The organism is Pseudomonas sp. KH_050 (assembly GCF_057838875.1).
The window spans coordinates 4,873,672-4,891,976 of record NZ_CM174478.1; the positions used below are offsets into that span (position 1 = coordinate 4,873,672).

19 protein-coding genes are annotated in these 18,305 nt (G+C 58.6%); 14 read left to right on the forward strand and 5 right to left on the reverse strand.

Annotated elements, in window-relative coordinates:
- Positions 1–79: 79 nt before the first annotated feature.
- The 7 genes from alc (at position 80) to AC3IUA_RS22145 (ending at position 7,868) form a co-directional block, all read left to right on the forward strand.
- Positions 80–1,075, forward strand: a complete 996-nt coding sequence (alc, locus tag AC3IUA_RS22115; RefSeq protein ID WP_150640231.1) for an allantoicase — start codon at positions 80–82, stop codon at positions 1,073–1,075.
- A gap of 148 nt (positions 1,076–1,223) precedes the next feature.
- Positions 1,224–1,727 (forward strand): ureidoglycolate lyase, encoded by a 504-nt coding sequence (locus AC3IUA_RS22120; protein ID WP_489362432.1) that lies wholly within the window; start codon positions 1,224–1,226, stop codon positions 1,725–1,727.
- Positions 1,728–1,777: 50 nt separating this feature from the next.
- Entirely contained in the window at positions 1,778–3,085 is a 1,308-nt protein-coding gene (locus AC3IUA_RS22125; RefSeq protein ID WP_489357026.1) for a urate hydroxylase PuuD, read from the forward strand.
- A gap of 255 nt (positions 3,086–3,340) precedes the next feature.
- Positions 3,341–4,699, forward strand: a complete 1,359-nt coding sequence (locus tag AC3IUA_RS22130) for a nucleobase:cation symporter-2 family protein (protein ID WP_489357027.1) — start codon at positions 3,341–3,343, stop codon at positions 4,697–4,699.
- A gap of 136 nt (positions 4,700–4,835) precedes the next feature.
- A complete protein-coding gene (locus tag AC3IUA_RS22135; protein ID WP_489357028.1) occupies positions 4,836–5,621 on the forward strand; it encodes an outer membrane protein OmpK in 786 nt (261 codons plus the stop codon).
- A gap of 366 nt (positions 5,622–5,987) precedes the next feature.
- Positions 5,988–6,773 (forward strand): outer membrane protein OmpK, encoded by a 786-nt coding sequence (locus AC3IUA_RS22140; protein WP_489357029.1) that lies wholly within the window; start codon positions 5,988–5,990, stop codon positions 6,771–6,773.
- Between the two features lie 240 nt (positions 6,774–7,013).
- Positions 7,014–7,868, forward strand: coding sequence for a pirin family protein (locus AC3IUA_RS22145; RefSeq protein WP_489357030.1), 855 nt, complete (start codon positions 7,014–7,016; stop codon positions 7,866–7,868).
- A 46-nt stretch (positions 7,869–7,914) separates the two neighbouring features.
- Here the strand turns inward: AC3IUA_RS22145 and AC3IUA_RS22150 are convergent, their stop codons facing one another.
- Positions 7,915–9,087 (reverse strand): patatin-like phospholipase family protein, encoded by a 1,173-nt coding sequence (locus tag AC3IUA_RS22150; RefSeq protein WP_489357031.1) that lies wholly within the window; start codon positions 9,085–9,087, stop codon positions 7,915–7,917.
- Positions 9,088–9,133: 46 nt separating this feature from the next.
- Positions 9,134–10,066: a lipid A biosynthesis lauroyl acyltransferase gene (locus tag AC3IUA_RS22155; protein ID WP_489357032.1), complete on the reverse strand. Its 933-nt coding sequence runs from the start codon at positions 10,064–10,066 to the stop codon at positions 9,134–9,136.
- Positions 10,067–10,187: 121 nt separating this feature from the next.
- On the opposite strand from AC3IUA_RS22155, the gene minC reads away from it, so the two are divergent.
- From minC to AC3IUA_RS22190, 7 genes are all read left to right on the forward strand, one after another.
- Positions 10,188–10,922, forward strand: a complete 735-nt coding sequence (gene minC, locus AC3IUA_RS22160; protein ID WP_489357033.1) for a septum site-determining protein MinC — start codon at positions 10,188–10,190, stop codon at positions 10,920–10,922.
- A gap of 199 nt (positions 10,923–11,121) precedes the next feature.
- Positions 11,122–11,934, forward strand: coding sequence for a septum site-determining protein MinD (gene minD, locus AC3IUA_RS22165; RefSeq protein ID WP_489357034.1), 813 nt, complete (start codon positions 11,122–11,124; stop codon positions 11,932–11,934).
- Positions 11,935–11,937: 3 nt separating this feature from the next.
- Entirely contained in the window at positions 11,938–12,192 is a 255-nt protein-coding gene (gene minE / locus AC3IUA_RS22170; RefSeq protein ID WP_489357035.1) for a cell division topological specificity factor MinE, read from the forward strand.
- A gap of 90 nt (positions 12,193–12,282) precedes the next feature.
- On the forward strand, positions 12,283–12,918 hold the full coding sequence (locus AC3IUA_RS22175) for an RluA family pseudouridine synthase (RefSeq protein WP_489357036.1): 636 nt from the start codon (positions 12,283–12,285) through the stop codon (positions 12,916–12,918).
- Between the two features lie 178 nt (positions 12,919–13,096).
- Positions 13,097–14,386, forward strand: a complete 1,290-nt coding sequence (locus tag AC3IUA_RS22180) for a M18 family aminopeptidase (protein WP_489357037.1) — start codon at positions 13,097–13,099, stop codon at positions 14,384–14,386.
- Positions 14,387–14,562: 176 nt separating this feature from the next.
- Positions 14,563–14,739, forward strand: coding sequence for a hypothetical protein (locus tag AC3IUA_RS22185; protein WP_489357038.1), 177 nt, complete (start codon positions 14,563–14,565; stop codon positions 14,737–14,739).
- A gap of 78 nt (positions 14,740–14,817) precedes the next feature.
- Entirely contained in the window at positions 14,818–16,974 is a 2,157-nt protein-coding gene (locus AC3IUA_RS22190) for a mechanosensitive ion channel family protein (RefSeq protein ID WP_489357039.1), read from the forward strand.
- 234 nt (positions 16,975–17,208) lie between these two features.
- Here the strand turns inward: AC3IUA_RS22190 and AC3IUA_RS22195 are convergent, their stop codons facing one another.
- The 3 genes from AC3IUA_RS22195 to AC3IUA_RS22205 form a co-directional block, all read right to left on the reverse strand.
- Entirely contained in the window at positions 17,209–17,442 is a 234-nt protein-coding gene (locus AC3IUA_RS22195) for a hypothetical protein (protein WP_489357040.1), read from the reverse strand.
- A gap of 2 nt (positions 17,443–17,444) precedes the next feature.
- Positions 17,445–17,648 carry a hypothetical protein gene (locus AC3IUA_RS22200; protein WP_489357041.1) on the reverse strand — a complete coding sequence of 68 codons (204 nt, stop codon included), beginning with the start codon at positions 17,646–17,648 and terminating at the stop codon, positions 17,445–17,447.
- Positions 17,649–17,897: 249 nt separating this feature from the next.
- Positions 17,898–18,302 (reverse strand): hypothetical protein, encoded by a 405-nt coding sequence (locus AC3IUA_RS22205; RefSeq protein WP_489357042.1) that lies wholly within the window; start codon positions 18,300–18,302, stop codon positions 17,898–17,900.
- Positions 18,303–18,305 lie beyond the last annotated feature (3 nt).

The following is an 18,305-nucleotide window of genomic DNA, read 5'->3' on the forward strand; positions in this document are numbered from 1 at the left end:
TGTGAAACCTCAAGAAAGCTGAGGTTTCACGGGGCCTTGCAAGCATCCCAAGCCACTTTATTAAAGGCAGACAAGAAGAATGAAAGCTTACGCCGTACCTTTCGAGAAGTTCGTCAACCTGGCCGATGCCCGTCTGGGCACCAAGATCATTTCGGTGACCGATGACTGGTTTGCCGATGCCAATCGGCTGTTCCAGCCGACTCCGGCAGTGTGGAAGGAGGGCGTGTTCGATGACAACGGCAAGTGGATGGATGGCTGGGAGTCGCGCCGCAAGCGCTTCGAAGGTTACGACAGCGCGGTAATCCGCCTGGGCGTGCCAGGCTCGATCAAAGGTGTGGACATCGACACTTCATTCTTCACCGGCAACTTCCCGCCGTCCGCCTCACTGGAAGCCTGCTTCCTGGCGCAAGGCGAACCGACTGAAGACACTCAGTGGGTCGAAGTGCTGTCGGCTGTCGAGCTGCAAGGCAATAGCCATCACTTCCACGAGATCAATAACGACCAGGCCTTCAGCCACCTGCGCTTCAACATCTACCCGGATGGCGGCGTAGCGCGTCTGCGTGTGTACGGCATTCCGTTCCGCGACTGGTCGGCGGTCGGCGACAACGAACAGGTGGATCTGGCAGCTGCGCTGAATGGCGGTCGCGCCCTGGCCTGCTCCGATGAACATTTCGGGCGCATGAGCAACATTCTCAATCCAGGTCGTGGTATCAACATGGGCGACGGCTGGGAAACTGCCCGTCGTCGTACGCCTGGTAATGACTGGGTGATCGTAGCCTTGGGCCATCCGGGTGTGATCGAGAAAGTCATAGTCGACACCCTGCACTTCAAGGGTAACTACCCGGACACCTGCTCGATCCAGGGCGCGTTCGTCAAGGGCGGCACCGACAGCCAGATCGAAACCCAATCGCTGTTCTGGCGCGAACTGCTACCGGCGCAAAAACTGGAAATGCACGCCGAACATAGCTTTGCCGAGCAGATCAAGGCGTTGGGCCCGATTACCCACATCCGTCTGAACGTGTTCCCGGACGGTGGTGTGAGTCGCCTGCGGGTGTTGGGCAAGGTCGCTAAGTAACGACCGACACACATCCCGTGCAGGAGCTGCCGCAGGCTGCGATCTTTTGATTTTAAAAATCAAAAGATCGCAGGCTCCTACAGGGAACCGCGCAAGACGCGGAGATGCGGTGAACCGAAAACGAATTTCAACGATTAAGAAGACCAGCATGCGCACATTGATGATTGAACCCTTGACCAAAGAAGCCTTCGCCCCTTTCGGTGACGTGATCGAAACCGATGGCAGCGATCACTTCATGATCAACAACGGTTCGACCATGCGCTTCCACAAACTGGCGACGGTGGAAACCGCCATGCCAGAGGACAAGGCGATCATCAGCATCTTCCGCGCCGATGCGCAGGACATGCCGCTGACCGTCTGCATGCTGGAGCGCCATCCGCTGGGCAGCCAGGCGTTCATACCGCTGCTCGGCAATCCCTTTCTGATCGTGGTCGCGCCACTTGGCGATGTACCTGTATCAGGTTTGGTCCGTGCCTTCGTCACCAACGGCAGGCAGGGCATTAATTACCATCGCGGCGTCTGGCACCACCCGGTGCTGACGATCGAAAAGCGGGATGACTTCCTGGTGGTTGATCGCAGTGGCACAGGCAATAACTGCGATGAGCATTTTTTCAAAGAGGATGAGCGGTTGATCCTTGCCCCCCACCAATAAGAGAAGGTCTGATCACTCGACTACAGAGTGACAGGCGAGAGGTAAAGACTGTGGAAGCACATCTGTTGGAATGGCTGAACCTGAGCATCCGCTGGGTTCATATGATCACTGGCGTCGCCTGGATCGGCGCTTCGTTCTACTTTGTCTGGCTGGAAAACAACCTCAATCGGGTCAACCCGAAAGACGGTCTGGCCGGCGACTTGTGGGCGATCCACGGTGGCGGTATCTACCACCTGGAAAAATACAAACTGGCCCCGCCGACCATGCCGGACAACCTGCACTGGTTCAAATGGGAAGCCTATTTCACCTGGATGTCCGGGATCGCGCTGATGTGCGTGGTGTTCTACGCCAACCCGACATTGTACCTGCTGGCCCCCGGCAGCAGTCTGAGCGGACCTGAAGGCGTGGCCCTGGGCATCACTTCGTTGTTCGCCGGCTGGTTCATCTACTCCTTCCTTTGCGACTCGGCCCTGGGCAAACGCCCTGCCCTGCTCGGCCTGATCCTGTTCGTGCTGATTATCGGTGCGGCTTATGGCTTCAGCAAAGTGTTCAGCGGTCGCGGTGCGTACCTGCACGTTGGCGCCATCATCGGCACCATCATGGTCGGTAACGTGTTCCGCATCATCATGCCGGCACAACGCGCACTGGTAGCGGCCATCGCCGAGAACCGCACGCCCGATCCGGCGCTGCCGGCCAAAGGTCTGTTGCGTTCACGGCACAACAACTACTTCACCTTGCCGGTGCTGTTCATCATGATCAGCAACCATTTCCCGAGCACCTACGGCAGCCAATACAACTGGCTGATCCTGGCCGGGATCGCGGTGCTGGCCGTGTTGGTCCGACACTACTTCAACACCCGTCACAACAGCCATCAATTCGCCTGGACCTTGCCGGTGGCGGCACTGGGCATGATCTGCCTGGCCTACGTGACCGGCCCGGCGCAGATGTCCAGCGCCCCTGAAGTGGCCAAGACAGCGGTGAAAATCGAGTACCAGCCGATTCCGGAAACCGCGATCAGCGGTGCCAAGCCTGACGCGACTCCAGCGCCAGCACCTGCTGCGGCACCAGCGCAAGCCGCTGCCGCCAAGCCTGCCACCCCGGACTTCGACAAGGTTCACAGCGTGATTCAGGAACGCTGCGCAGTGTGCCACTCGGCCAAACCCACCAGCCCGTTGTTCAGCACTGCACCGGGTGGCGTGATGTTCGATACCCCGCAACAGATCCAGCAACAGGCCGCGCGGATTCAGGCACAGGCCGTCGCCACGCAGATCATGCCACTGGGCAACATCACCCAGATGACCCAGCAGGAACGCGACCTGATCGGCGCCTGGATTGTTCAGGGAGCCCCGACCAACTAAGCAACACCGCAGCCCGGTGGTATCGGGCTTTTTGTGGCGAGGGAGCTTGCTCCCGCTGGGTCGCGCAGCGGCCCCAAAACCTGCAACCGAGTTACATCAGACAGATAACGTTTGCCGGTTTTACGACTGCTGCGCAGCCGAGCGGGAGCAAGCTCCCTCGCCACAGGGGTTGGTGCTGGCCTGACAGATTCAAAAACGCTGTTCGCAAGCACACAGCTGTTAAACCACAAGAATAAAAAAGATCCGAGGTGTTGCATGTCCGAGCTATCCGCAGCCCGCATCCCCGACGCACCCGCCATTCAACGCTTGCCCCTTTTGCAACTGATCCTGGTTGGCCTGCAACACGTTCTGCTGATGTACGGTGGAGCCATCGCGGTGCCGCTGATTATCGGGCAGGCCGCGGGCCTGAGTCGCGAAGAAATCGCCTTCCTGATCAATGCCGACCTGCTGGTGGCCGGGATCGCCACCGTGGTGCAATCGCTGGGCATCGGTCCCATGGGCATTCGCATGCCGGTGATGATGGGCGCCAGTTTCGCTGCAGTCGGCAGCATGGTGGCCATGGCCGGCATGCCAGGGATCGGAATGCCCGGGATCTTCGGCGCGACCATCGCCGCCGGCTTTTTCGGGATGCTCATCGCGCCATTCATGTCCCGGGTGGTGCGTTTTTTCCCGCCACTGGTGACCGGTACGGTGATCACCTCGATCGGCTTGTCGCTGTTCCCCGTCGCAGTGAACTGGGCCGGCGGCGGCAATAGCGCCGCAGAGTTCGGCTCACCGATCTACCTGGGGATCGCCGCACTGGTGCTGGCGACCATCCTGCTGGTCCATCGCTTCATGCGCGGTTTCTGGGTGAATATCTCGGTGCTGATCGGCATGGCACTGGGCTACATCCTCTGCGGTCTCATCGGCATGGTCGACCTCAGCGGCATGGCGCAGGCGCCCTGGTTGCAGATCGTCACGCCGCTGCACTTCGGCATGCCGCAGTTCCACCTGGCACCGATTCTGTCAATGTGCCTGGTGGTGGTGATCATCTTCGTCGAGTCCACCGGGATGTTCCTGGCCCTGGGCAAAATCACCGGCCAGGAAGTCACCCCAGGGATGTTGCGTCGTGGTTTGCTGTGCGACGCTGGCGCTTCGTTCTTCGCCGGGTTCTTCAATACGTTCACCCATTCCTCCTTCGCCCAGAACATTGGCCTGGTGCAGATGACCGGCGTGCGTTGCCGCTCGGTGACCATAGTCGCCGGCGGCTTGCTGATCGTGCTCAGCCTGCTGCCCAAAGCGGCTTTTCTGGTGGCGTCGATTCCCTCGGCAGTGCTCGGCGGCGCGGCTATTGCGATGTTTGGCATGGTCGCCGCCACCGGGATCAAGATTCTCCAGGAGGCCGACATCGCCGACCGTCGCAACCAATTGCTGGTGGCGGTCAGCATCGGCATGGGCCTGATTCCGGTAGTTCGCCCGGAGTTCTTTGCCCACCTGCCCCTGTGGATGAGTCCGATTACCCACAGCGGTATCGCCATGGCGACCCTCAGCGCCCTCTCGCTGAACCTGTTGTTCAACATTCTGGGGGGTGCTGAACGAGTCGCCGACACACCACGACACGCTCACCCGCACTGATCATCAACGGGCGGCCTGGCCGCCCGGTTTTGACCACCTCAAACACTCCACGCATGACAGGCAGACCGGCTGCAAGCCCGGTCGCAGTCAGCGGCTGCCTGCGCCTCGACAATAAGAATAATCAGGGAGCAACACGATGAAACTCACCTACTCAAGCCTGTTCTTGAGCAGCGGACTGCTGGCGGCCACCCAAGCCATGGCCGGCGACTTGCTGCTCTGGCAGACCAACAGCCTGAGCTATCTGTATGGCCAGAATTTCAAGATCAATCCGTCGATCCAGCAGACCGTGACCTTCGAGCACGCTGACCGATGGAAGTACGGCGACACTTTCCTGTTCGTTGACAAGATTTTCTACAACGGTGACGAAGACCGCGTCAAAGGCCCCCACGCCTTTTACGGCGAGTTCAGCCCGCGCTTCTCGTTCGGCAAGATCCTCGAGCGAAAATTCACCTACGGTCCGATCAAGGACGTGCTGCTGGCCATGACCTACGAGTACGGCGAAGGTGAAAGCGAGGCCTATTTGATCGGCCCCGGTTTCGACCTCGCTGTGCCTGGTTTCAACTACTTCAACCTGAATTTCTACCGGCGTCAGACCGAGGGCCCGCGCCCCGGCGACGGCGTCTGGCAAATCACCCCGTCCTGGTCCTACAGCATTCCCGTCGGCCGCTCGAACCTGCTGATCGACGGCTATCTGGACTGGGTGGTGGATAACGACCAGAACTCACGCGGCACCTACCACGCCAACCTGCACATCAACCCGCAGATCAAATATGACCTGGGCAAAGCCCTGAACTGGCGCGAGAAACAAGTCTACGTCGGTGCCGAATACAGCTACTGGAAGAACAAATACGGTATCCAGAGCAGCTCGAACCTGGACACCAATCAGAACACCGCCAGCCTGTTACTCAAGGTGCATTTCTAAATGGCCCGCAATGGTCCCCCAATGCTGCTGCAAGCGCTCTGTTACGGGGCACTTGAGCCATGGCGCGGGAGCCAGTATTCTCCGCGGCCGCCCGAATCTGCTCTAAAAAAAACTCCAGATTTAAAACCTGACCAGAAAGCCAACTTATCCCGGCGCTGGTTAGTCCACAGGCCTCCAGATCAACTCTCAATCGACTGCTTCCAGGCAGCCGAGCGGGAGTTTTTTGGTTTTTTTTACCTTGGCCCAGCTCTTGTCAGCAGCAATAAAGCTGACCGAACGGATGATTTTTACAGAACGAAAAAAGGCGCCACACCAGAGCGCCGGTTCAAAAAAAAACGTGGAACAACCTACTTTGGGAGCAACCGAATGAAACGTACGTGCACCAGCCTGATGCTTGCCGGATCCTTGTTGGCGGGGGGCCAGGCGATGGCCGGCGATCTGCTGTTCTGGCAGAACAATAGCCTGACCTACCTGTATGGCCAGAATTTCGAGGTCAATCCAGAAATTCAACAGACCGTGACCTTCGAACACGCCGATGCCTGGAAATACGGCGATAACTTCATGTTCATCGACAAGATTTTCTACAACGGCAAGAAGGACAGCTTCGCCGGCCCGAACACCTACTACGGCGAGGTCCAGCCGCGGCTGTCGTTCGGCAAGATCTTCGACCAGAAACTCGAGTTCGGCCCGATCAAGGACGTGCTGCTGGCCATGACCTACGAGTTTGGCGAAGGCGACACCGAGTCCTACCTGATCGGCCCGGGCTTCGACCTGGCGATCCCCGGTTTCGACTACTTCCAGCTGAACTTCTATAACCGCCATACCGAAGGTTCGCGTGCTGGCGACAACGTCTGGCAGATCACGCCGGTCTGGGCCTACACCATCCCTGTCGGCAAATCGGACATCCTCATCGACGGTTTCATTGACTGGGTGGTCGACAACGACCAGAACGACAAAGGCACCTACCACGCCAACCTGCACATCAACCCGCAGATCAAATACGACCTTGGCAAGGCGCTCAACGTGGGCGAGAAGCAGTTGTATGTCGGTATCGAATACGACTACTGGAAGAACAAGTACGGGATCAAGGATACCCGGTTCTTCGACACCGATCAGAATACCGCGAGTTTGTTGGTGAAGTTCCATTTCTGATCAATGAACACGATCTCTCTCATGCATCGTGAGTGAAGATCAAAAGATCGCAGGCTTCGCCGGCTCCTACAGGATGTACGCAGGTTTTCCGTGTAGGAGCTGCCGCAGGCTGCGATCTTTTTGCCCCCACGCCTCGCAAAAACATCGAATAAACTGATAACAAACCCGCAAAACTCGCAACCATAGATCAATCCTACTGGAATAGCATGTCGCCATTCCCCTTGATCAGGAGTTGCACTGATGACTCGATTTCGCAAAGTACTGAGTATTCATACCGGCCAACCGGCCTCCGACGGTGCCGGGGTAAAACTGACCCGGATGTTTGGTGGCCAGGGTGTCGAGCGTTTCGATCCGTTCCTGATGCTCGATGAATTTGGTTCCGAGAACCCTGACGACTACATCGCCGGCTTCCCGCCGCACCCCCACCGCGGTTTCGAAACCGTGACCTACATGCTCGAAGGCCGCATGCGCCACGAAGATCATCTGGGCAATGTCGGGCTGCTGGAAAGCGGCGGTGTGCAATGGATGACCGCGGCCAAGGGCATTATTCACAGTGAGATGCCCGAGCAGAAGGAAGGGCTGATGCGCGGTTTCCAGCTATGGCTGAACCTGCCGGGCAAACACAAACTCGACACCGCCAATTATCGGGACATTCAATCGGCAGACATTCCGCGGGTGACCACTGCAAACGGCGTCGAGGTCGTGGTGATCGCCGGTCAGTTCGATGACGGACAGCTTCAACAAACCGGGGCAGTCGAGCGCCCGGACACCGAGCCGCATTACTTCGATTTCCATCTGCCGGCGGACAGCAGCATCAGCCCTCGCCTGCCGCAAGGGCATCGTATCTTGCTGTATGTCTATGAAGGCCGGGTGGAACTGCCGGGGCAAGTCCAGAGCGTCGGTGTCGATAAGCTGATTCGTTTATCCGATGAGGGTGAACTGCGGTTGAGTAGCCAGTCCGGGGCAAAGGTGCTGTTGATCGCCGGCAAGCCGCTGGGCGAGCCGATCGTGCAGTACGGGCCGTTCGTGATGAACAGCCGGGAAGAGATCGAGCAGGCACTGCGGGATTTTCGGGACGATCGGTTGACGGTCTGACGAATATTTTGCAGTGCCGGTCAGGGCCTTCGCCGCACTGCTCATCTCAAGACACGGCAGTAAACACCGGCAACCCGAGAAACCGGCACAACTCTTCGCGCTTGGCCAGGGCATCGCTGCGGCCAAGCTCGATCAGTTCACTGCAATACCCCGATTCGAACAGCAAGTAGCTGAGCACGCCTGCACCGCTGGTCTTGGTCGCGCCCGGTCCGCGCAGGAACAGGCGCAAGGCGGCCGGTAGTTCATGGCGATGACGCGCGGCGATTTCGTCGATCGGCTGACTCGGGGCAATCACCAACACCTCCACCGGCGCTACGCCGAGCGTCCGGATCGGGGTACCCACCGGTAACAGATGGCTGAACTGATTCAGACGCTGCAACAACTCGATATCACTCTCCAGGCTGTCAATGAAGGTGCTGTTGAGCATGTGCCCGCCAATCTGCGCCAACGTCGGTTGCTGCCCGGTATAGGCTCGCTGCAAGGGGTTCTGCGGGTCGACCCCGCGCGGGTTGCCGCTGACCCCGACCACCAGCACCCGGCTCGCCCCCAGGTGCAGCGCCGGGCTGATCGGCGCTGACTGGCGTACGGCACCGTCACCGAAGTATTCCTGGCCGATTTTGACCGGAGCGAACAACAATGGGATCGCCGAACTGGCCAGCAAATGTTCGACTGTCAGTTGAGTGGGCAAGCCAATACGCCGGTGACGTAGCCAGGCATCAATAGTCCCGCTAGCCTGATAGAAGGTGACCGCCTGGCCGGATTCATAGCCGAAAGCCGTGACCGCCACCGCCTGCAACTGTTTTTGCCGGATGGCTTCCTCGATCCCGGACAAATGCAGCTGGTTGTTCAACAAATGCCGTAACGGTGAACTGTTGATCAGCGCCACTGGCACTGCAGCACCCAGCCCCAGCAGGCTGTGCCCGACGAACCGGGTCGCCTGGCCGATCACCCCTGGCCAGTCGCTGCGCATCACCTGCTTGCTGCGAAAGTCCTGCCAGAAGGCCGTCAACCGCTCGATTGCGCCGCCGAAGTCCATTGCCCCGCTGGCCAGGCTGACCGCGTTGATCGCTCCGGCGGACGTGCCGACGATCACCGGAAACGGATTCGCTGCCCCCACTGGCAACAACTCGGCAATCGCCGCCAACACCCCAACCTGATACGCCGCCCGAGCCCCGCCGCCGGAAAGAATCAAGCCTGTGACCGGTTCCGCTGGGCTCATCGCAACACTCCATGGCGCTTGGGGCAATCAATCTGACGCTGCAGCGTCAGCCACGCTTCTTATACAACTTTGGCTCACCCGGGGGCCGGGTCTTGAACCGCCGGTGGGCCCAAAGATACTGCTCCGGACATTCACGCAGCGTCGCTTCAACCCATTGATTGATCCGTAGGCAATCGGCTTCTTCGCTGTCCCCCGGAAATTGCGTCAAGGGTGGGTGGACCACCAGGCGGTAGCCGCTGCCATCGGCCAGGCGCCGCTGGGTAAAGGGCACCACCTGGGCTTTACCCAATCGCGCGAACTTGCTGGTGGCAGTAACCGTCGCCGCCGGGATGCCAAACAAGGGCACGAACAGGCTCTGCTTGGCGCCGTAGTCCTGGTCCGGCGCATACCAGATCGCGCGGCCGGCACGTAGCAACTTGAGCATCCCACGCACGTCATCGCGCTCTACGGCCAGGGAGTCGGGGTTGTGCCGCTCGCGGCCACGGCGCTGGATAAAATCAAACAGCGGGTTCTTGTGCTCGCGGTACATGCCGTCGATGGTGTGCTGCTGACCGAGCAACGCCGCGCCGATTTCCAGGGTGGTGAAATGCACGGCCATCAGGATCACGCCCTTGCCTTCGCGCTGGGCCAGTGTGAGGTGTTCCAGCCCTTCGATATGGGCCAGACGCGCCAGTCGCGGTTTGGACCACCACCAGCTCATGGCCATCTCGAAAAAGGCGATACCGGTGGAGGCGAAGTTCTCCTTGAGCAGTCGCTTGCGCTCGGCGGCGGACTTTTCCGGGAAACACAGCTCCAGATTGCGCTTGGCGATGCGCCGTCGGTCGCCGGCCACTCGATACATCAAGGCACCCAGTGCGCGACCGATCTTCAGCAGCATTGAATACGGCAACTGAACGATCAGCCATAGCAGGCCGAGGCCAAACCACAGCGGCCAGAAACGCGGATGTAAAAATGCAGCTCTAAAACGCGGGCGATCCATTACAGATTCCGGACAGACAACAAGGCCGCGCATTCTACATCGGTTCGACTCGGGTTGCGGCTCGCGGGCGTTCTCGTTATAAGTCTCGGCACTTTCAGTGACAAGCCGTTTAATGCCGATCATGAGCCGAACCGAACCGTTAGACCAAGATCCTGTGTTCCAGTTGAAGGGCAGCATGCTCGCCATTACGGTGCTGGAACTGGCCCGCAACGACCTCGAAGGGCTCGACCGCCAGTTGGCCGCCAAGGTCGCCCAGGCGCCGAACTTCTTCAGCAACGCCCCGCTGGTGCTGGCCCTGGACAAACTGCCGGCCAGCGAAGGCGCCGTCGACCTGCCCAGTATGATGCGCATCTGTCGCCAACATGGTCTGCGCACTTTGGCCATTCGCGCCAGCCGCATCGAAGACATTGCCGCTGCCATCGCCGTCGACCTCCCGGTGTTGCCGCCCTCTGGTGCGCGGGAGCGACCGCTCGATCACGAAGGCATCACTGCGAAAAAACCGGAAAAACCGCCGGAGCCGACCATCAAACCAACAAAAATCATCACTTCGCCGGTGCGCGGCGGCCAGCAGATCTATGCTCAGGGTGGCGATCTGGTAGTGGTGTCCTCGGTCAGCCCCGGCGCGGAACTTCTCGCCGACGGCAACATCCATGTATACGGCGCCATGCGCGGTCGTGCCCTGGCTGGCGTCAAGGGCGACACCCGGGCCAGAATTTTTTGTCAGCAATTGAGTGCCGAACTGGTGTCGATCGCCGGCCAATACAAAGTTTCTGAAGATTTGCGTCGCGATCCCCTGTGGGGGGCGGGAGTTCAGGTCAGCCTGTCGGGTGATATGTTGAACATCACTCGTCTTTAACGGATACTGCCGCATTTTCCAAGCATCTCTAAAACATAGCGAAAACGGCTAAAACGAAGTAGGAAATCGGCGAAAAGCAGGCTTTACCCAGGGTAAAACCGCTTCGAAGCGAATTTCAGCCAAGGCTGTTCGACTGCAGTAGTTTTCAAGAGATGTTTTTCAGGGGCTAAAAGTCCTTTTTCCTTAGGGGTGAAACACCTTGGCCAAGATTCTAGTGGTTACATCCGGCAAGGGTGGTGTGGGTAAGACCACCACCAGCGCCGCTATCGGTACCGGCCTCGCTCTGCGCGGCCACAAAACAGTCATCGTCGACTTCGACGTCGGTTTGCGTAACCTCGACCTGATCATGGGCTGCGAACGCCGCGTGGTGTACGACTTCGTCAACGTCGTCAACGGCGAAGCGACCCTGGGCCAGGCCCTGATCAAAGACAAGCGCCTGGAAAACCTCTATGTGCTGGCCGCCAGTCAGACCCGCGACAAAGACGCGCTGACCCAGGAAGGCGTGGAAAAGGTGCTGATGGAGCTCAAGGATACCTTTGAGTTCGTGGTCTGCGACTCCCCTGCCGGCATCGAAAAAGGCGCCCATTTGGCCATGTACTTCGCTGATGAAGCGATCATCGTGACCAACCCGGAAGTGTCCTCGGTACGTGACTCCGACCGCATGCTGGGCCTGCTGGCGAGCAAATCGCGCCGCGCCGAAAAAGGCGAAGAGCCGATCAAGGAACACTTGCTGCTGACCCGCTACAACCCTGAGCGTGTAACCAAGGGCGAAATGCTCGGCGTTGAAGACGTCAAAGATATTCTCGCGGTGGCCCTGCTGGGCGTCATCCCGGAATCCCAAGCGGTACTCAAGGCTTCGAACCAGGGCGTGCCTGTGATCCTCGACGACCAAAGCGACGCCGGCCAGGCGTACAGCGATGCTGTCGACCGTCTGTTGGGCAAAACCGTGGAGCATCGGTTCCTCGATGTACAGAAGAAAGGATTCTTCGAGCGCCTGTTTGGAGGCAACTAAGCAATGAACATTTTTGACTTCTTTCGTGCCACCAAAAAGGTAAGTACCGCGTCGGTAGCGAAAGAGCGTCTACAGATCATCGTGGCGCACGAACGCGGCCAACGCACCACCCCGGACTACCTGCCAGCCTTGCAGAAGGAACTGGTCGAGGTGATTCGCAAATACGTCAATATCGGGTCCGATGACGTGCATGTCGCACTGGAAAACCAGGGCAGCTGCTCGATTCTGGAACTCAATATCACCTTGCCTGATCGCTGATCGATCCGGCTGGAGCCACGGCGGCTCAAGAGCCTTTCTGGATTGAAAGGTTCTTGAGCCGCCGTTGGCGTTTGTTACGAGGCTGTTTTAATGCCGTTGTCGAATATCCGCATCATCCATCAGGACGCCGCCGTTCTGGTGGTGGACAAGCCTACCCTGTTGCTTTCCGTGCCCGGTCGGGCCGATGACAACAAGGACTGCCTGATCACCCGTCTGCAAGAAAACGGCTACCCTGAGGCGCGAATCGTCCATCGCCTGGACTGGGAAACCTCCGGCATCATCCTGCTGGCCCGTGATCCGGACACTCACCGTGAACTGTCTCGGCAATTTCACGACCGCGAGACCGAAAAAGCCTACACCGCACTCTGCTGGGGCCAACCGGAACTGGACAGCGGCAGCATCGACTTGCCGCTGCGGTACGACCCACCGACTAAACCGCGGCATGTGGTGGACCATGAGTTCGGCAAAAACGCCCTGACCTTCTGGCGAGTGCTGGAGCGGTGTGGCGACTGGTGCCGGGTTGAACTGACACCGATCACCGGCCGCTCGCACCAGTTGCGCGTGCACATGCTCTCCATCGGCCACCCGCTGCTGGGCGACGGACTGTATGCCCATCCGCAAGCCCTGGCTGCCTGGCCACGGTTATGTCTGCACGCGAGCATGCTGAGCTTCACTCACCCACAAACGGGTGAACGCTTGCGCTTCGAGTGCCCGGCACCGTTTTAAGCCAGGGTAAATACCCTGTGTAGGAGCTGCCGCAGGCTGCGATCTTTTGATCTTCTGCTTGAGATTCAAGTGAAGCCGAGAAAAAGATCGCAACCTGCGGCAGCTCCTACATGAGCCGTCCGGCACCCAACCTGCGACCAATACGGTAAACTCCCGCCACTGCTGTCTGGAGTTACTTATGCGCGAAGAGTTGAACCAAGGCCTGATCGACTTCCTCAAGGCCTCCCCTACCCCGTTTCATGCCACCGCCAGTCTGGTCCAGCGTCTGGAAGCGGCGGGTTATCAGCGCCTGGATGAGCGCGAACCCTGGTCCACCGAGACTAACGGTCGCTACTACGTGACCCGCAACGACTCCTCCATCGTCGCCATCAAGCTCGGCCGGCACTCACCGCTCCACAGCGGTATCCGCCTGGTCGGCGCGCACACCGACAGTCCGTGCCTGCGGGTCAAGCCACAGCCCGAACTGCAGCGCCAGGGCTTCTGGCAACTGGGCGTCGAAGTCTATGGCGGCGCCTTGCTTGCTCCCTGGTTCGACCGAGATCTGTCGCTGGCGGGGCGAGTGACCTTCCGCCGTGACGGCAAGGTCGAGAGCCAGTTGGTCGACTTCAAGCTGCCGATCGCGACCATTCCAAACCTGGCCATTCACCTCAATCGCGACGCCAATCTGGGCTGGCCAATCAACGCGCAAACTGAATTGCCGCCGATCCTCGCGCAGTTTGCCGGTGATGAGCGGGTGGACTTCCGCGCCGTATTGACCGACCAGCTTGCTCGCGAACATGGCCTGAATGCCGATGTGGTGCTCGATTACGAGTTGAGTTTCTACGACACCCAAAGCGCGGCGATCATTGGCCTGCATGGCGACTTCATCGCCGGCGCACGGCTGGATAATCTGCTGTCGTGCTATGCGGGGCTGCAAGCCTTGCTCAACACCGAGACCGACGAAACCTGCGTGCTGGTCTGCAATGACCACGAAGAAGTCGGTTCCAGCTCCGCCTGCGGCGCCGATGGCCCGATGCTCGAGCAAACGCTGCGCCGCCTGCTGCCGGAAGGTGACGAATTCGTTCGAACCATTCAGAAATCACTACTGGTCTCGGCCGACAACGCCCACGGCGTCCACCCCAACTACGCCGACAAACATGATGCCAACCACGGCCCGAAACTCAATGCCGGACCGGTGATCAAGGTCAACAGTAACCAGCGCTACGCCACCAACAGCGAAACCGCCGGATTCTTCCGCCATCTGTGCATGGCTGAAGAAGTGCCGGTGCAAAGCTTCGTGGTGCGCAGCGACATGGGTTGTGGTTCGACCATCGGCCCGATCACCGCCAGCCACCTCGGCGTGCGCACCGTGGACATCGGCTTGCCGACCTTCGCCATGCACTCGATCCGCGAGCTGTGCGGTAGCCATGACCTGGCGCATCTGGTGAAAGTGCTCAGCGCGTTCTACGCCAGTCGCGATTTGCCGTAACCACGTATTTGCGGGGTTATCGAGATCGCTGAAAGATCGCAGCCCGTAGGAGCTGCCGCAGGCTGCGATCTTTTCGGACGCGACGCAAACCCATGATTCACTTCTGATACACATCAACCCCTGTCGCGAAAAAGCGACCTAGACTCAGACCTAGCCCTTTTGACAAGGTAGTCACCATGATTTCGATGTCTGCGTTTCACTCCATGCTCATTCCGATCCTGGCAGGCATGATCCTGTTGGCCATCGGCTACAACTTTCGCGATAAGAACCTCGGCATCTTCAGCATGTGGATCGGCATGCTGCTGATCCTCGCCACCGTGGTTTACAAAATCCTCGCCAAACTCGCCGAATAAATGCGTTCGCTGCGCTCGCATTGGTTTTAGCCGCCTCGTACACTCGGCCGATCCGTAAACCTTGAGGTTGACCGCCTAGTGCTCGCTCGTCTTATCGCCCTGCCCTCTTGCCTCTTGATCTGCCTGTTGATGCTGCTCCCCCTGCCTGCAGCCCAGGCTGTCGGCCTGCCGGGCCTGCTCGGCGGTTCGGCGAAAACCCAACCGCTGGCCGAGGAACCGCTGGGGCAATCGCTGGACGAGGTGATCAAGTCGCTGGAAAACGATCAGCAGCGGGCTAAACTGCTGGCCGACCTGAAGAAACTCCGCGACGCCACCAAGAAGGCCCAACCACCCACCGAAGAAGGTGTACTCGGTTTGATCGGCGGTACCCTGGCCAATCTCGAGAAACAGTTCTCCGGCATCGACAGCCCTCTCACCCGATGGTCGCAAGAGTTCGATCTGGCCAGGGAAGAGCTGATGGCGCTGATGCTCCCGGCCAGCGAATGGCTGCCGATCATTTCTGCTTTCGCCCTGGTTTTGATGCTCTGGAGCCTGCTGGCCGCCGCGCTGATCTGGCTCAGCCATCGGGTGCGGACGCGCTTCGGTCTCCCCGAAGAACTACCGCAGCACCCCAAGGCCTGGGACATACTGCGTTTTGCCTTGCGCAAGCTTGGTCCGTGGCTCATCGCGCTGCTGATCACCGTCTACCTGAGCTACTCCCTGCCCTCGTCCCTGGGCAAAGACCTGGCGATGGTCTTGGCCTACGCACTGGTGGTCGGCACCTGTTTCTCGGCGGTCTGTGTGGTGGCGTTTTCCGTACTCGACGGCCCGCACCGCCATCGCGCCTTGTACATCCTGCGGCATCAGGCCTTCCGCCCGCTGTGGCTGATCGGTAGCTTCGCCGCCTTTGGCGAAGCCTTGAGCGACCCACGGCTGGTGGCCAGTCTCGGTACACATCTGGCGCACACTGCCGCGACCGCCGCCAATGTGCTGGCAGCGCTGTCCACCGGGATGTTTATCCTGCGCTTCCGGCGGCCGATCGCACACCTGATCCGCAACCAGCCATTGTCACGGCGCCTGACCCGTCGCGCCCTGAGCGACACCCTCTCGATTCTCGGCACCTTCTGGTATTTGCCGGCACTGGTGTTGGTGGCGATCTCGCTGTTTGCCACGTTCGTCTCGGCCGGCGATACCAGCACCGCGTTGCGCCAGGCGTTGATCTGTACCGTGTTGCTGGTGTTGTGCATGGTGATCAACGGGCTGGTACGCCGCCACGCGCTCAAACCCCAGCGCGGGCTCAAACGCCACGCCCTGTATTCGGAACGCCTGAAGAGCTTTTTCTACACCCTCGCGCACCTGCTAGTGTGGCTGGTGTTCATTGAACTCGGCCTGCGCGTCTGGGGCATGTCGCTGATCCGCTTTGCCGAAGGTGACGGCCACGAAGTCAGCGTCAAACTGTTCAGCCTCGTCGGCACGCTGATCTTCGCCTGGCTGATCTGGATCCTCAGCGACACCGCCGTGCATCACGCCCTGACCCGCTCGCGCAAGGGCCTGGCCAATGCCCGCGCGCAAACCATGATGCCGCTGATCCGCAACGTACTGTTCGTGGCGATTTTCATCATTGCGCTGATCGTCGCCCTGGCGAACATGGGCATGAACGTCACGCCACTGCTGGCCGGTGCCGGGGTCATCGGCCTGGCCATCGGCTTCGGTGCCCAGTCGCTGGTCGCCGACCTGATCACCGGGCTGTTCATCATCATCGAAGACTCCCTGGCGATAGACGACTATGTGGACGTCGGCGGACACCTCGGCACCGTCGAAGGCCTGACCATCCGCACCGTGCGCCTGCGGGACATCGACGGAATCGTCCACACCATTCCGTTCAGCGAAATCAAAAGCATCAAGAACTACTCGCGGGAATTCGGCTACGCGATCTTCCGGGTGGCGATCCCGTACAACATGGAAATCGATGACGCGATCAAACTGATTCGCGAGGTCGGGCAGAAAATGCGCACCGATCCGCTACAGCGTCGCGATATCTGGTCGCCACTGGAGATTCAGGGTGTGGAGAGTTTCGAGTCCGGCAGTGCGATTCTTCGCGCCAGGTTCAAGACTGCGCCAATCAAGCAATGGGAAGTTTCCCGGGCGTTCAATTTGTCTCTAAAGCGGCATCTGGATGAAGCCGGGCTGGATCTGGCGATGCCGCGGATGAGTGTGCAGGTGGTGACGGCGGGGGGTGGGTTGGAGAAGGAATAGCACGATCGGCCGACACCCTGTGTCATAGGCATTGGAGTCGTGTCCATGTTGTAAAAGGGTATCGTAGTCTTCCAAGGACCCAGGGGCTGATCCCCATGTCTTCGCGTACCCAACGTTCAACAGGTTGCGGTCGGCGTCGCCCCCTGCATTTCTGGCTGACCCGCTGCGAAAACAAGTGTGTTTGGGCTGACAGGCATAACGCCGCCTGCCATTCTTCGGCGATTACCTGGCCCCCTAGGTTGCGACCTCGAAAGTTCTAGAATCTAATTTTTCAGAGCTGCAGGTGCAATTTTCTTCGGTGAGTTCTGCTTTTTTCTTACACGAGAGGTGATCTGCCAGACCATCATAGAATACGACTTCGCAGGACATAACTGTTTCACCGACCGGCTGTAGCGGAGTGAATCCCATTTCAAAAAAGTTTTCCATCTTTAAAAACACCCTCTTTGAAATCCACAGCTGCGTAGCCATTACTAAAGCGTTTTCCTTTCAATGAGCAAATCTTCTTCTCTGCTGATACCGTTCCTCTTCCACCTGGCACCAAATTTTTGAATCACGATACAGTTGTCCTCTGACCAAGCCAGATATCGAACAATAGGAATTTTCGCAACAGAACCTGCTCCTGCGTAGAGCACTTTGCTATAATCAATTCCCTCGGCCTTGATCATACTCGCCACACAGAACTCCAAAATAAAAAAGATAGATATTTTCATTATCATAGATCGAAGAGCCCCTTATCCAAAACCCCATTGAATTAGACCAAACAACCCCCCCTAACAATCAAAACCATCTACTAATGCATGGTAGTCGAGCGAACTACGACCCCCTATCAGATAGGGCTTGAGGTTTAGACTTTAAGTCACCAAACGGGAATAGGGACTTTACTAAAAATTGTGCATTTCAATGCACCCCCCATTTAGCCTAACTCAGGTTGGACCTCCGCACACAAGCGCCCCAATAACTCCTTGCTCAACCGGAACAATGCATGCCCTTCGCTGCTCCGCAGCCAATTGCAAGGGCGTAATACTTAAAGTAAAATGAACACCCTCTTCGGTAAAATAAACACCCTCAAATTGTGCGTCCGCAACTTCATCTTCAAACGACTTACCTTCAAATGAGCAAATATGCGTGGCTGAGACCACCTGCCATTCTGGTTTTTGGCTTAGTGCCTGTATAGTCAAACAGGGGTCTGAGAATAGCTTTATGTACCGAACGACGACTTTCCCTATCCGATGCGAATCGACTCTAAACACGTCCTTATAATTAACAGCCTCCGCCTGCACAAACACTGGAAGAATGGCCAGCATAACGCCAAAAAATTTTTCCCTCATAAA